General features: G+C 69.6%; 9 protein-coding genes. 2 read left to right on the forward strand and 7 right to left on the reverse strand.

The genetic code is table 11. The annotated features are described in order from the left end of the window. Positions 1 to 21 precede the first annotated feature (21 nt). The 5 genes from WME82_RS46845 to WME82_RS46865 form a co-directional block, all read right to left on the reverse strand. The gene (locus tag WME82_RS46845; RefSeq protein ID WP_438040623.1) at positions 22 to 1,656 is read right to left on the reverse strand and encodes a right-handed parallel beta-helix repeat-containing protein; all 1,635 of its coding nucleotides are present in this window, start codon (positions 1,654 to 1,656) and stop codon (positions 22 to 24) included. Positions 1,657 to 2,339: 683 nt separating this feature from the next. Next, positions 2,340 to 4,457, reverse strand: a complete 2,118-nt coding sequence (locus WME82_RS46850; RefSeq protein WP_438040624.1) for an FtsX-like permease family protein — start codon at positions 4,455 to 4,457, stop codon at positions 2,340 to 2,342. Next, entirely contained in the window at positions 4,458 to 5,222 is a 765-nt protein-coding gene (locus WME82_RS46855) for an ABC transporter ATP-binding protein (protein WP_012241252.1), read from the reverse strand. Between the two features lie 249 nt (positions 5,223 to 5,471). Then, the gene (locus tag WME82_RS46860) at positions 5,472 to 7,205 is read right to left on the reverse strand and encodes an endo-1,4-beta-xylanase (RefSeq protein ID WP_438040625.1); all 1,734 of its coding nucleotides are present in this window, start codon (positions 7,203 to 7,205) and stop codon (positions 5,472 to 5,474) included. Between the two features lie 234 nt (positions 7,206 to 7,439). Next, on the reverse strand, positions 7,440 to 8,030 hold the full coding sequence (locus WME82_RS46865) for a Uma2 family endonuclease (protein WP_438040626.1): 591 nt from the start codon (positions 8,028 to 8,030) through the stop codon (positions 7,440 to 7,442). Positions 8,031 to 8,292: 262 nt separating this feature from the next. Here WME82_RS46865 and WME82_RS46870 point away from each other — a divergent pair, with 262 nt between their 5' ends. Then, positions 8,293 to 9,936: an ATP-binding protein gene (locus WME82_RS46870; RefSeq protein WP_438040627.1), complete on the forward strand. Its 1,644-nt coding sequence runs from the start codon at positions 8,293 to 8,295 to the stop codon at positions 9,934 to 9,936. Between the two features lie 185 nt (positions 9,937 to 10,121). Here the strand turns inward: WME82_RS46870 and WME82_RS46875 are convergent, their stop codons facing one another. After that, positions 10,122 to 11,222 carry an LLM class flavin-dependent oxidoreductase gene (locus WME82_RS46875; RefSeq protein ID WP_438040628.1) on the reverse strand — a complete coding sequence of 367 codons (1,101 nt, stop codon included), beginning with the start codon at positions 11,220 to 11,222 and terminating at the stop codon, positions 10,122 to 10,124. Positions 11,223 to 11,731: 509 nt separating this feature from the next. On the opposite strand from WME82_RS46875, the gene WME82_RS46880 reads away from it, so the two are divergent. Beyond that, complete coding sequence (locus tag WME82_RS46880; RefSeq protein ID WP_438040629.1) at positions 11,732 to 13,183, forward strand: peptidoglycan-binding domain-containing protein; 1,452 nt, start codon at positions 11,732 to 11,734, stop codon at positions 13,181 to 13,183. 135 nt (positions 13,184 to 13,318) lie between these two features. Here the strand turns inward: WME82_RS46880 and WME82_RS46885 are convergent, their stop codons facing one another. Then, complete coding sequence (locus WME82_RS46885) at positions 13,319 to 14,485, reverse strand: hypothetical protein (protein ID WP_438040630.1); 1,167 nt, start codon at positions 14,483 to 14,485, stop codon at positions 13,319 to 13,321. Positions 14,486 to 14,689: the final 204 nt, after the last annotated feature.

Consider the following 14,689-nt stretch of genomic DNA (forward strand, 5'->3'; position numbering starts at 1 on the left):
AGCGCGGGCCCTCGCCGCTCGTCAATAAGGGCACGCCAGCACTTCCGGCGCGCTCGTGCCGTAGGTGCTCACGTCCGAGATGACGTTCTCTTCCGGCTGAAAGAGCACCTGCGCGCCGGCCGGCCCCGACAGCCAGCATTGCTGCTGGATGGATCGCGACTGCATCCCGCGCCAGGGCTCGCAGCGAGCCACCGTACCGCCGCGGATCGTGACGTCGCTGGCCTCTATCCTGATGCCGGGAAAGGAGCCCGACGCGAAGCGCAGGGCGTTGTCGAAGACGAGCAGGTTCTCCAGGGTCACATCCTCTACCCGGGCCGAGGTCGCGGGCAGCGTCGTCCGCGAGCTCAGGAGCACGCCGTAGAGCGCGTTTCCCCAGGACCAGACGTCCCAGAACGCCACGCCGGCGCCTGCCTGCACGTGGACGCCATGGCTCCCGTTGTAAGCGAACTTGACCCTCTTGATCAGGATCCCCGCCGGACGTTCGTCCTCGATGGGGCTCGCGAGCACGACGCCGGCGCCGCCGTTGTGATGAAAGTAGCTGTCCTTGACCACGACGTTCTCCGGCACCGGGCTCGGGATCCCGGGCCCAGGGGAGATCTGGGTGGAGATCCAGAGGCCATGCCCGCCGCTGACCGTGGTGGAGCCGTCGCCGGGATGGATCATGTTGTGGTGGACATGGCAGTTTCGCACGGTCACGTTGGCGGTGACGATCTTGATCCCGCTGGCGCCGATCGGGCCGTTGATGTTCCTGATCTCGCAGTTCTCCACGAGGATGGGCGGCGTGTCGTGGTACCCGGCGATGGAGGACAGGTAGATGCCGCTCTTCGAGAAGCCATCCACGAGCACGTTCCGGATGACGCCCCCGGAGCCCCAGGTGAAGCCGATGCCCTCCAGGTTGCTCGGCTTGCAGGAAGGTAGCTGGGGAACAAGGGGCGAGTAGCGCATGATGACGTTCTCCACCTTGCAGTCCGAGCAGGTGTTCAGCTGGATGCCGCTGTTCGCCGTCCTGCGTGGCCCCTCCGTGACCGCGATCTGCAGATTGCGGATCCAGAGCCCCCGGACCGCGCTGATGATGGTCCCGTCCGGCTTGACGACCCTGGTGACCTGGATGGCCCCGGGGTACTGCTCCGGATTGCAGGGGATCGCCACGAGGGTCGCGGTCTGGGGATCGCCCGGGCTGGCCTCGGGAGACAGCTCCGGCCCCTCCAGGGTGAGCGCGTCATGGTGCGGCCGCAGCGGGGTGCGCAGCACGTAACGCCCGGCAGCGAAAGCCACGGTGCGCCTGCTGGCGCTCAGCGACGCCGCGCACTCGATGGCCGTCGCGATGCCCGGGCTGTCGTCGACGTTCGTGCTGCGGTCGACGGATGCGTCGGCGGAGAAGGGCCATTCCGCCGGCCTCCCCAGGTAGGGCAGGACGTCGACGACGCCGTCCGGGTCGACGGAGCCTGGCAGGCAGCAGGCCGCCCCCTGGCAAGCATTCAGGTCCTCGTGCAGCGTCCTCGTCCCCGGGCAAACGCCGTTGGCGGGGCAGAAAGGCCCCGTGCAGATCGGCGATTGCGTGGCGTAACCGGGGCAGGAGATGCCGGTCGTCTGGTCTGCCAGGAAGGGCGGCTCGGTGTAGGGCAGATCAAGGCTGCAGAAACCCTGGGAGGACACTGCGCGCTCCTCCGGAGGAGGGTGATATCCCCAGCCCGCCTCGGAGCGGGCGGTGCTGGCCGGGGGCAGCGTCGCTCCGGCTGGAGCGGAGGCGAGCGCGAGCAGGGCTCCGATCCAGATCTGCAAAAACCGCTGGTCCAATAACACACATTCCTCCTCTCGGACGAGGGTCGATCCGTCGCTGTCAGTCACCACCAGGAGCAAGGAGCGAGCGCAGAAGTCGAGCGGAGCACCGCTGTGCCAAGGAGAGGCTCACCTCCTCCGGGATCGCCGCGACGCGAGCACACCGATGTCCCGCTCTCCGTGTCCGGCCTGAGCGATTTTCATGAGCGGGCGCGCCGCGCGCGGCGTGGTGGCCCGTCCCGGCGGGCGCGGAGAGCGCACGTCAACGCCAGGGACGCTGAGCGCGCGGGCTCGCCGTCAACGGCCAGCGAGGCTGTCCGTGACAGTTATTTTCGAGAGCGACATGCCCGTTGCGGTGAACGCGCCGGAAGCACCGTCGCACATGCCCGCGGGGATGTGGTCGCGCCCACGATATGCCACGTGGCTTGTCATGCTGAACGCCTCTGCGCAAGCGCCGCGTCCGAGCGCTTCGCGGCGTCCCGCCGAGGGCGATCGGGGGAGAAGAGCCCGCGACGGCCGGGCGAGTTTCGTGAAGGACGGGCGCGCGCTCCTGCTCGTGGTCACTCGTAGTGGACCGACTCCGCCGCGTTGCTCCGCCCCGCGCTCCGCGCGGGATAGAGCGACGCGAAGAGCGCCACCGCGGTCGCGCCGAGCGCCGTGAACAGGCCGTACTCCGGCGGGATGCTGAGCTCGACCTCGAAGGTCGACACCGTGCGCAGCGCGCCGAGCGCCGCGGAGCCCAGCGGGATCCCGAGCAGCACGGCCAGCGCGCCGCCCAGCGCGCCCACCAGCGCGCCCTCCATCAGGACCATCCGGCGGACCTGCCCCGCCGTCATGCCGAGCACGCGGTGCAGCGCGAGCTCCCGGCGCCGCGCGTGCAGCGCCAGGACCATCTGGTTCGCGACGCCGATCGCCGCGAGCAGGGTCGTGAAGCCGAGGATCATGTCGAAGATCACGAAGTCGCGCCCCGTCGCCTTCCGGCGGATGACCTCGATCTCGGCCCCCGTCTGCATCCGGACGTCGCGCGCGCGCGGCACGTCGGCGAGGAGCTCGGCCCAGGGCGGCGTCGCCGAGCCGCCGCGCGCCGCCGCGGCGCCGGTCCGGGGATCGGCGAGGGCGATCGTGTGGCCGATCGCGGTCGCGTACGGGGAGATGACCGGGAAGTCGGACGCGTCGATGACCGCGTACGTGCGGAGGTTGCGGTACGCGCCGGCCGCGTGGACGTAGCCGAGCTCGTCGGTGATGCCGACGACCTCGAGGCGGCGCGCGCCGGCGCGGCCGCCCACCTCGAGCAGGTCGCCGGGGCCGACGCCGAAGCGGCGGGCCATCATCGTGGAGACGAGCGCCTTGCCCGGGCCGAAGCGGCGGGCGAGCGCGATCGGCTCGGCGCGGCCCGTGGCCTCGGCGAGCGCGAGGAGCTCGTCGGCGGGGACGGCGTAGGCGACGTTGGGCCACGGGGTGCGGCTCGAGAAGCGCGCCGCGACGAGGCGCTCGGGCAACCGCGGCAGCAGGCGCTCTGCGTGGCCGAGCGGCTCGTCCGGGTAGAGGAACGCGTAGGGCGCGAGGGCGCGGCCGGCCCAGGCCGAGACCTCCTGCTTGAGCGCCGCCGTGGCGATGTGCAGCGCGAGCAGGAGGGCGAACACCATCATCACGCCGCCGACGCTCCAGGCGAGCTCGTGGCCGCTGTGCTCGACCCGGCGCCGCAGGAGGAGCCGCTCGGCGGCCCAGCGGCGCGGCGCGAGGCGGACGGCGAGCGCGCCGAGGCGGGCGACGAGGTCCGGGACGAAGACGATGGCGGCGAGGAACGCCGCGCACGCGAGGCCCGCCTCGAGCACGAAGAAGGCGAACAGCGGGACGGACTCCTGGAAGAACGGGCGCAGCAGGCCGTAGACGAGCACCATGAACGGCAGCGCGAGCAGCGTGACGCCGCGCATGCGCCGCCGCTGCTCGGCCCCGCCCTCGACGAAGCGCGGGCGCAGGGCGCGCGCGATGTCGAGGCGGAGCGCGTCGCGCACCGGGCGCAGGACGCCGAGCAGCGCGGTGAGGGCGCCGGTGCCGCAGACGAGCAGCATCGCGCTCCAGGGCAGGACGATGGCGTTGAGCGGGATGCGCGCGCGGCCGGTCGTCGTGATGCCCGCCTTCGCGGCGAGGTACGCGAGCGGGATCGACCCGAGCAGGCCGAGCGCGGCGCCGCCGACGCCGAGCAGCAAGGCCTCGAGGACGAAGACCGCCGCGACCTGCGGCGGCAGCGCGCCGGCGCTGCGCAGCAGGGCGATCTCGCGGCGGCGGCGCTCGACGGCGACGTTGAAGGTGAAGAAGACGATGAGGGCGCCGACGAGGAACGCGGAGAGCGAGCCGAGGCGGATCGCGGACCGCATGATCTCGTAGTCCTCGTGGGTCTCCTCCTGGGCGTCCTCCGCGTCGATGGGCTGCCCGTCGGGGCGGAGGCCGCGCAGGGTGATGGTCTGATCGGTGAAGACGGGGAGGTCGGGGTTGGTGACGGCGCTCCTCGCCTCGACGGCGCGCGTCCCGACGTCGAGGATGAGGACGACGTTGACCGTGGCCGTGCCGAGGGCGACGCCGAGCACGGCGGCCATGGCGCCGAAGCGGTCGGCGCGCAGGTTGCGCAGGGCGAGGATCCGGACGAGCGGCTGGAAGAGGGCGCGGAGGAGGAGCATTCAGATGCCGAGCTCTTTCAGCCGATCGTGGACGGCGGCCGAGGTGACGGCGGGGCCCGCGAGGGCGGCGTCGTGCAGGAGCAGGCCGTCGCGCATGAAGACGACGCGGTGGGCGCGGGCGGCGTCCTCGGCGTTGTGCGTGACGAGGAGCATGGCGCTGCCGGCGTCGCGGAGGGCGTCGGCGAGCAGCGCCATGATGCGGCGGCCGGTCGCGACGTTGACGTTGCCGGTCGGCTCGTCGGCGAGCACGAGCGCGGGGCGGCGGACGAGGGCGCGGGCGATGGAGATGAGCTGCATCTCGCCGCCGGACATCTGCGACGGCAGGTGCTCGGCGCGGGCGCGCATGCCGACGCGATCGAGCATGCGCGACGCGGCGTCGTGGTCGGGGGCGGCGCCGTCGATGAGGTAGGGGAGGACGATGTTCTCGTAGCCGGTGAGGGTCGGGACGAGGTTGAAGAACTGGTAGACGATGCCGACGCGGCGGCGGCGCAGGAGCGTCCGCCCGTGCTCGTCGAGGGCGGCCATGTCCTCGCCGAGCACGCGGATCTCGCCGCGATCGGGCGACTCGAGGCCCGCGACGCACGAGAGCAGCGTGCTCTTGCCGACGCCGGAGGGGCCCATGATCGCGCACATCTCGCCGGCGTGGATGTCGAGGTCGACGCCGCGGAGCACCTCGATGGGCGTCGCGCCGAGCGCGTGGGACTTGTGGAGGTTGCGGACGCGGAGGACGGCCTCGTCGGAGGCAGGGGTCGAGGGGGTGCTCATGGGCGTGCGCGGTGCCGGGCTCGTCGAAATTACCGCGTGGATGATACCGTCAGGGGGTTCGACGATGCGTGTCTCTCCGCTCACGGAGACAACATTTTATGAAGGACGGCGAGGATCAGGCGCGCCTTGCGCTCCGGGTGACCGGGGAAAAGGGCGCGGAGATCGCGGTCGCCGTGGCGGGCGAGGAGATCGGGTAGGGCAATGCGCCGGAGGGGCCCTGGATCGAGCGCTCGTTCACCGGCGCGTGGATCAGCGCGCGGACAAGGGCTGGATCTTCACGTCGGCTGCGCACAGCTCCACGTCCGCCGATGGCCCGTAGAGCTTGAGCTCGACGGCGGCAGGCGCCGCGTTGAAGCCGAGGCCGAAGTTGCCCGCGAGCTCGATCCAGCGCCCGTCGGCGGCCACGATGGTGGCGAGCGAGAGGTCTCGCGGCGCTTGCCCTTCCTCGGTGATCGTCAGGGCGGCATTGACGGTCTGGCCGCTGGCGCCGCCCACACGTATCCAGCTGGAGAACGTGAACGGGCCCCCTGCGGAGAGCGGCTCCACCAGGGCTTCCTGGCGGAGCCCGTGGCTCGTCTCGGTCCGTCCGCTCACGCAGGCTGCAGCACCTTCGCGCTCGCTCGCGGCGCCCACGCTGAGCTCCCCGCCCATCGCCGCCCAGCTTGCGTCGCCGCTCGCGAAATCTCCGTTCTTGAGGACGTTGTCTCCCACGACGGAGCGCAGACCGCGCAGCCCGTCCAGCGTGCCCTCGTAGGCCGGCTTGGCCACATACTCTCGGTCGTACAAGAGCGCGTCGTCGGGATCGCCGTCGTCGTTGATCCAGGAGTGCTTGTCCGTGAAGCCCCAGAACGTCACCGCCTCGCAGCCGGGCTCGGCCACGCAGGCGCCCACGATCTGCTGAAACGCCACGCGCTGCGCCTGCCAGCGGCTGTCGCGCGTGCCAGGCAACAGCAGGGTGCGCGCGTCGAGCTCGCTGATGTTGACCTTCAAGCCCAGGTCCGCGAAGCGGCGGATGTTCGCGCGGAGGTTGCTCTCCGCCGGATAACGATGAATCGAGACGTGCGACTGGAATCCGATGCCGTCGATGGGCACGCCTCTGGCCAGGAGATCTCGTATCATCTCGTAGGTGAAGTCCGATTTGGGCCCGATGCGCTCGATGCCCACCTCGTTGTAGAAGAGCAGGACGTCGGGATCGGCGGCGCGCGCCCAGCGGAACGCGTCCTCGATGTAGCTGGGCCCGAGCTTCCGCCAGAAGATGCTCTCGGTGTATTTGGAGCCGCTGTTGATATCCACGGCTTCATTGACGACATCCCAGGCGCGGATGCGGCCCCGGTAGCGGGCCAGGGTCGTCTCGATGTGGCTCTTCAAGGCGGCCCTCAGCTCGTCCGCGCTCATGTCCTCGTTGAGCCAGGACGGGGTCTGCTGGTGCCAGACGAAGGTGTGGCCCTTGATGGCCTGCTCGTGCTCCTCGGCGAACGCGACGATCTCGTCGGCGTCCGCCCAGGCGTAGCTGTCGGCGGTCGGCGCGAGCGGACCCCACTTCATGGCGTTCTCTGCGGTGACGTAGTCGAATTCGCGGGCGAGGATCTCTCGATACACCGGCTCGTCCCGCAGCGCGCTCGCGTCCACCGCGGCGCCCAGGAGCTTGCCGGCCGCTGCGGCTGCTTTGCGCAGCTCCCCGAGCTCGTCCCCGCCGGTTCCACCGGCGCCGCCCTCACCGCCGGCTCCGCCAGTGCCGCCCTGGCCTCCGGCTCCACCGGCGCCGCCTTGGCCGCCGGCGCCGCCAGCGCCGGCATCGCCGCCGGTTCCGCCAGCGCCGGCGTCGCCGCCGGTTCCGCTAGCGCCCCCCTGGCCTCCGGCTCCACCCGCACCGCCCTGGCCGCCTGTTCCACCAGCGCCGGCGTCGCCGCCGGTTCCGCCAGCGCCGCCCTGCCCGGATGCAGCCGGAGCGGGGTCGTTTTCCCCGCACGCAACCCCCGCCATCAGGAGGCATGCCACCAAGCTCACAACGCGCGGCGCAGCGCCGAATCTCGCGGGACGCTTACGCTCTTCGTTCTGGAAGACTGGCCGGCTGTCGGGGAGCACGATGTCGCGGAGCGGATGGGTCATTGGCGCGTCCTGGGCTTTCGCCCCGCCCGGGCCGGGCGAGGGGCGCGCAGGATACCAGAATCGGCCGTGCCCATAGCGATGGCCGGGCGTTTACGGCGCAGCAGCCTGCTACTCCGCCCAGAGCACGGACAGGTCGAGCTCGATGGCCTCGAACGGCACGACGCGAACGCGCGCGGCGTCGCGGTAGACGGCCGCGGGTCCCCAGCGACGATCCGCGTCGAGCTCGTGGGCCTCGAGGGTCCGCGCGATCGGGTCGACCAGCCATGCATACCGCACGCCCTCGCGCGCGTAGATAGGCATCTTCTCGTGACGGTCGACCGCCTCCGTGGATGCGCTCAGCACCTCGCAGATCCAGTCGGGAGCGAGCGCGAAGTGGGCCGTCTTGGGAAGCGCGGGCATGCGCTCGCGGCGCCAGCCGGCGAGGTCGGGCACGAGCGCGTCGATCTCACCAGGCGCCGCCGGGTCCGGGAAGTGCAGTTCGGGCTCCACCAGGATGCGCCAGCCGCCAGGGCCCCCGCGCCCGCGCCCGAACGCGCCAACGAGCTCGGTAGCCAGCTCGGTCTCTGCCTGTGCATGCCGCGGCGCCGGCCGGGGGAACACGTGCAGGGTGCCGCCGACGAGCTCCGCCACCTTGTTCGGCGGGACGGCGCCGAGGTCGGCGTACGTGGCGCGGCGCTGCTTCTCGGCGGGCTGGCCCATGGGCGAAGCCTGCCCGGGGGCGGGCGGCGAGGCAAGGCGGTGAGAGCAGACGAGGTCGGCGCGCCGGTCGGGGCGGTGACCGGGGCAGGGCTACGACCGCGATCACCAGGGCGACCCCGAGCGCCTGCGGGTTTCGCTTACCGGGAGATCTGGGAATGCGTCCAAGCGCTCGGGTGGCGTGATCCGGAGCCTGGTGACGTGCACTGGCAGGAGCCCCGTCGAGCCTCTTAAGGATCATCTCGACAAGGATGTGAGGGTGTCGATGCGGACGATCAAACAGATCATCGCGGCGCGCGCATCAGAGATCGTCGAAGCGTGGGCCAGCGAAGCGAACAGGGCAGCGGCGGCGCGGGGGCTGGCGAGCCCCGAGCTGACGAACATGATGCCCAAGTACGTGCAGACGCTCGAGCGCGGATGGGACGGGGAGGACGTGCACCGCGAGCGAAACGAGCTCATCGAGAGCCATCTGTCCTCCCGCTTGCGTGCCGGCTTCAGCCTCGAGGAGGCGCTGGAAGAGTTCGCCATCCTCGGGCGTGCGATCGTTCGCACCTGGGCCATCGCAGGCGCCGAAGAGCAGCCGAGCTTGGAGGAGATCCATCGCCTCTTCGCCGAGATCCACGCCCGTTCCGTGTTCATAGCGCAAGCGTTCCGGCAACACCTCCTGGAGGACGAGCAAACCGAGAAGCGCTACCTGCGGCTGCTCCATGACCCGTTCTTGCAGCCTTTCGGCGGAGAGGCGCCCCTGTCGTCGGGGCGTTTGAGGAAGGTCCTCGAGGTCGTCATGGAGTCGATGGACGCCGATACGGCTGCGCTGCTGTTGCACGACATCAGGACCGGGAAGCTGGAGATGGTCGCTTCGGTGGGCCTGGCCGATGAGCCGTTCGTCGAGTACGTGCGATCCGTCGACGCATCGTCCTTCGCAGGCGCCGTCGCCTTGCAGGACTATGCGATGTCGATGCGCGACGTGGAGACCACGTTGCTCGACGTGCCGGATAGACTCCGGCACAGCGGCATCCATTCGCTGCTCGGCATCCGCCTCCCGCCGCAGCGTTCTCTCATGGGTGTCCTGTACATCGGCCTCCGTGAAAAGCGGACGTTCACCGCCCGTGAGACGCGGCGCATCGCGGCGGTCGGCGAGCGGCTCGCGCTCCACCTCGATAGCGCCAGACTCTACACGGAGCTGCTCGATCAGCTCGGTGCCCTGCGCGTCGCGCGCGAGCTACGAAACCAGTTCGTCTCGGTCCTGGCGCACGATCTCCGCGGCCCGCTGTCGGCCGCGAGGATGGCTGCGACGCTGCTCGCAGCGCAGCCGGACGCGAGCGGGCCGGTCGTCGCGAAGCGGGTCGAGGTCGTCGTCCGCAACCTGGATCGGGCGGACCGCATGGTGACCGATCTGCTCGACGCCGATCGGATTCACGCCGGCCGGCGTCTCTCGGTCACGCTCGAGGAGTGCAACCTGAGCGAGCTCGGCCGCGAGCTCGTCGACGAAATCGCGGCCGATCACCCTGGCCGCATCGTGCTGCATGCAGACGAGGGCGTCCGAGGGATCTGGGGTGCCTCGGAGCTGCGACGCGCGCTCTGGAACCTGATTTCGAACGCGCTGAAGTATGGCGCGAACGACGCGCCGATCGCCGTCGCCATCACGAAGCCGCGGGACGGGGTCGAGGTGAGCGTGCACAACGAGGGCGCGCCGATCCCGCCGGAGGCGCAAGAGACGCTGTTCGATCCGTTCACGCGCGCCGCAGGCGAGCACGGCGCACACGGGTGGGGCCTCGGTCTGATGCTGGTACGCGCCTGCGCCGAAGCCCACGGCGGGAGCGTCGATGTGGACAGCGCTCCCGGTCGCGGCACGACGTTCACGATGCGGCTGCCAGCGGACGCGCGGCCGGCCCAGGGCTGTACGTGAGGCGTTCTGCGCCTCGCCATCGGCCGCCTTGGACAGGCAACCAGCTACGCCGGCTCTCGGAGGTGAAGCCGGGGCGTGTCTTCGCCGAGCGAGCACAAGCGGATTTCCTGGCCAGGATGTCTCGATGCCGAGCCCGAGCGCCACTTCGACGTGGGCTCAGCGGGCCAGGAGCCATGACCGCGGGATCAGCCAGGCGGCCGGCGGACGCCCAGGTCGACGAGGCGTGGCATCACTTCATCCTTGAAGTACGAGAACTCGCTGGTGTAGTCGATGAATCCGAGGGTGAGGCCCCGGACGCCCGTGTCACGGATGCGCCGGATCTCCTCGGCCACATGGCCCGGATCGCCGACGATCGAGTAGTGCCCGTGCGCCGCGGCGAATCGCTGCCGGAACATGGCGTAAAACTCCGGGGAGAAGGACTGACAGCCCATCCCGAGCAGCTGCATGAGGTTGTCGGTCGCGGGCCAGTCGGCCATCTCGCGGGAGAAATAATCGTGGTACTCCTCGGCCTGCTTCCGGGTGGGACGACAGACGATGCAGGCCGTCGTGTACACGTCGATGGAGCGACCCGCGCGGCGCGCTGCCTCCTTGACCGTCGCGACCTCCTCCCGGCACGCCTCGGGAGAGACGAGGATGTTGAACAGCAGATCGCAGCGCTCGATCGCGAAGGCCCGGCCGGCGCTGGACGTCCCCGCGTTCATCAGGGTGATCTTGCCACGCGGCTTCGGCTCCCCGATGAGCCCGGGAAGGTCGAAGAATTTGCCCCGATGATGGCCGGGCCCGTTTGCCGTCCACAGCGCGCGCATCACGTCGAGCCAGTCCTTCGTGTACTCGTAGCGCTCATCATGCTCGCGCAGGGGAATGCCGAACATCTCGAACTCTTCCTTGTCCCAGCCGGTGACGATGTTCAGGCCGACGCGCCCGGGGCCGATGTGGTCCATCGTGGCCAGGTGCTTCGCCATGACGATGGGGTGCACGAAGGGCGTGTGCACGGTCGTGAAGACCTTGATCCGCTTCGTGATCGCGAGGATGCCCGCCGCCCAGACGATGGGGTCCAGCATGGCGCCCTGAGGGTCGGATTCGCCGCCGTGGCCCTTCCAGCGCGCGAATGGGATGTGGAAATCCAGGCCCGCCGCCTCGGCTGCGAGCGCCAGGTCGCGGTTGTTCTCCCAGGTGGGATACCAGCGCTCGGGGACCTTCGACATCGAGTGGCCCGTGCCGTTCGGGCCGAACATCCCTAGCTCCAGATGCCCGCCCTCCGCTGCTGCTCCTGCGATCGGTTTCATGGCTGATCCTCCGGCCGGCATCGTCTCACGCCCTGCGCTGCGCGCGAAAGAGGGCACATGCGGCCGAGCGCAGCGCAGCTCGCGCGAGCGCGTTGCCTGCCTGATCCACGCTGGACGACCGGTATATCGACGTGCTGTGTGGGCTCGGGCGCGCGCTCCTGGCGGGACGGAATGCGGCGTTGAATCCGTTCAGTGGTCAAACTCAGGTCTTTGCGAGAGGCCAGATCATGGATGCGCTGCGGGCGCTGGATGCCTTGCCCGCCGAACAGAGGGCGGCTGTTGCGCTCGTGTGAGCTCCAGCAGACGCTCGGCAAGAGCTGAAGGCTCTTTGCACCGGGCGGATCGTCGCGGCCCGAGGAGAGAGATAGAAAGGAGTCCCACGATCGAGAGCGCGACTTCGCGGTGCCGAACCAGCGCGCACCGCAGCGCCGCCTGACGCGCGCACCGACGGGCGCGGCGTGGTATCCTGGGACGGATCCAGCGCGCCTGGTGATCGCAGGAGGGGACCCATGGGGGACAGCGGGAACACAGGGCTCGGCGCCCCCGAGCTCGCGTCGAACGAGGTGTTGAGCGCGGTCGCGGCGGGCACGGCGACGCTCGCGCAGGGGGCGCACGGCGACGGCGTGCGCGCCCTGCAAGAGGCGCTCGGCACGCTCGGCGACGCGATGAAGGCCGACGGCTCGTTCGGGCCGAAGACGCACGCCGCCATCGTCGCGCTGCAAGCCGCGGAGGGCCTGCCGCAGACGGGCATCGTGGACGCCGCGACGATCGCCGCCCTCGACAGGCGCCTCGGAGCCCGGCGCACGGTGGCGCTCGACGAGGCCATGGCCAGGGCCGCGGGACTCAGCCCGGAGGAGGTGGCGGCGCTCGGCCGCAAGCCGTCCGCGGTTCAGGCGTCCGCCGTGGCTTCGCGCCACGATCAGGGCTATTTCACGGACGCGAAGGGGCTCCCGCGGGTCGTTCCTGGGGCCGAGCCGGACCCGGACTCGCCGCCGCCCGCCGTGGACTCCGTCGGCGACAGGCCCGCGACCACGGCCTCCGGCGCGCTCGCCGCCGATCGTAGCGCGCGCGTCGACGAGGTCCGGCGTGAGCTACGGGGCGACGCGCGCGGTCTGGCCGCGCTCGACAGGCTGCTCGCCGCGGGCCGGCTGCACGCGGGGGCGCTGCTGCCGAACCTCGCGACCATGGCGGGCGTCCGGCGCGATGGCAGGCTCGTGCTCGAGGGCGGCATCGATCCGCACCTCGTGCTCGCGCAGGCGATCCGGCACGTGGACAACCCGCTGCGCGTCAAGCAGGGGGCGCGCCACGGCACCTGCGGCGCGGGAACGATGGAGTACGTCCTGCTGCGCGCCGATCCGGCGGAGTTCACGCGGCTCCTCGACGGGATCACGCGGGAGGCGGGCGAGGTGACGCTGCGCTCCGGCCGCGTGCTGAGGATGCCGCGCAACGCGATCTTGCGCGACGCCTCGGGCCGCATCGACATCGACCGGCTGTTCCAGTCCGCGCTCATGAACCACGCGACCCTGATGAGCTGGATCTTCGATTACGACAACCCCGAGGACAACGACTCGTTCTGGGCTGCTCTGGGGGGCGACTCGCGCGTCCCGCTCGGCAATTTCACCAGCCTGTTCCAGGACATCATGGGCGGCAGCTACACGAGCGTGTCGGCGCTGCTGCGCAGCGGCGCGTCCGTCGCTGACGATGTCGCTGGGGCTTTGGGGCGCGGCGAGAAGGTGCCGGTTCTCATGAAATGGGAAGGTGGCTATCACTGGGTCGCGGGCGAGAAGATCGAGAGGGGGGCGGACGGCTCGCCTGCGTCGGTCATCCTGCGCAACCCTGCGGGGTCGGACAGCTGCCAGGGCGTCCCGCCCCGCGCGCCGCTGCCGGAGGGCTGCGGACGGTTTCGCATGAAGTACGCCGATCTTGCGGCGCATATCCACGGCGCGACCATCAGGGGATGAACCGCGCGGGGACGCGGGGAGGGGAGCCCCGTCAGGTCATTTCTTCAGCGGCTGTGCCGGCGACGCTGGCTCCACGATTGACCGCCGGGACGCCGGGACGCCGGCCGGTCCGGGGGCATCGCTACGGATCGCCCTTCACCTCGGCGGGTTGATTTTGGAGAACGACAGGACCTCGGCTGTCGTCAACACGCCCAAGCCTGCGTTGTCGCGGGTCCTGCCGCCGACGACGTAAAGCATGTATTTGTCTTCTTGATTGTTGCCCTTCATTTTCCTCAAGCTCGTTGCGGGGGAGTGCCTCGGGCTATTGAGCTCCGGGATCACATAATCGTCGGAGGAGATGAACCTGGGATCTCGATGCCGGACATCAACGATGTCGATCCGGCGGAGCGGCTGATCTGGCTGACATGCGCCGCCCGTGCAATTCGCGTCGCCGCCGATCAGCAAGAGATACTTGTCGTCCACGTTCCGTACGCCGAACCGGGTTCGACCCACGCCGAAATTGTCATACAGTGTCCACTTGTCTTGCGTGATGTCATACACTTCCATGGACCGCAGCGACTCGCCGATGGATGAATCGCCGCCGGATATCGCATAGATGGACGTTGCCCCTCCCCGTGCGACAGCGGCACAGCCCAGATGTCTCCGCTCCACGTTCATGCTCGCCACCTGCTCCCATCTGTCATGCGTGATCGAATAGTAACGGACGATCGAGAGGGAGCCTTCGGCGTTGGGGTCTTGTCCGCCCATGATATAGATTCTCTTTTCGGCCTTGCCGCTGCACTCGTTGCCTTCGCATATCTCCACTCCGACCGCGCAGCAGTCCTCCGCCTTGAGCTCCGGGCCGAGTGATGACGTGGACAGATGGTTGAATTTGTACGTGTTCGCGTCGAAGGAATATACCGAATCGGTGCCTGAATCGTCGCATGCAAGATAGTATTCGTCGTCGAACTGGACGAATCCATTCGTGGTTGTGAACCACGGCTCCGCCACGGCGGCATCGGCCCCGCGGTTTCTCCACTGCTGCTGGGACGGCGGCTTCGTCAGATCCAGCGTGTACACATTGTGGTTCATCGGCGTCGGCGGCGACGGAGGGCCGTTGCCCAAGCCGCCGAAGAGGGCCAGTTCGTTCTTTTCTTCGTGGATGATCGAGGTGAGATGCCGATACCCTTGACCGTTCGGCAATACGTAGGGTTGGATCCGGAATTCGCCGTCGATCACGGCGCGCCTGTCGGCATGGCCAGGAAATGCTGTCACCGTGACGAGCGCCAGAAAGGCCGCCGGAGCCAGATTTTTGAAGAGCATGATTAACCCCTCCATTCGTATGACAGGGACGAACGGTCGAGTCTCGAGCGTCCTGTCTTTGTAAGCGTTCGCAATGCGCGTACCAGGAAATGAGGGCGCAAGCGAGATGTGGCCAGTGGTTGGGATATTCGCTCTCGTCGCACCGCGTATATCTGGACATTCGGGGGATGTGCGCGCGCGTGGCACTGATTGCAACATGCTCCA

Origin of the sequence: Sorangium sp. So ce128 (assembly GCF_051525245.1) — a bacterium.
GTDB classification, from domain to species: Bacteria; Myxococcota_A; Polyangia; order Polyangiales; family Polyangiaceae; genus Sorangium; species Sorangium cellulosum_B.

Coding starts and splice junctions, on each gene's coding strand:
- WME82_RS46855 (WP_012241252.1), bottom strand. CDS start 5,222: ATGAGCACCCCCTCGACCCCTGCCTCCGACGAGGCCGTCCTCCGCGTC.
- WME82_RS46865 (WP_438040626.1), bottom strand. CDS start 8,030: ATGGGCCAGCCCGCCGAGAAGCAGCGCCGCGCCACGTACGCCGACCTC.
- WME82_RS46860 (WP_438040625.1), bottom strand. CDS start 7,205: ATGGCGGGGGTTGCGTGCGGGGAAAACGACCCCGCTCCGGCTGCATCC.
- WME82_RS46875 (WP_438040628.1), bottom strand. CDS start 11,222: ATGAAACCGATCGCAGGAGCAGCAGCGGAGGGCGGGCATCTGGAGCTA.
- WME82_RS46885 (WP_438040630.1), bottom strand. CDS start 14,485: ATGCTCTTCAAAAATCTGGCTCCGGCGGCCTTTCTGGCGCTCGTCACG.
- WME82_RS46850 (WP_438040624.1), bottom strand. CDS start 4,457: ATGCTCCTCCTCCGCGCCCTCTTCCAGCCGCTCGTCCGGATCCTCGCC.
- WME82_RS46880 (WP_438040629.1), top strand. CDS start 11,732: ATGGGGGACAGCGGGAACACAGGGCTCGGCGCCCCCGAGCTCGCGTCG.
- WME82_RS46870 (WP_438040627.1), top strand. CDS start 8,293: ATGCGGACGATCAAACAGATCATCGCGGCGCGCGCATCAGAGATCGTC.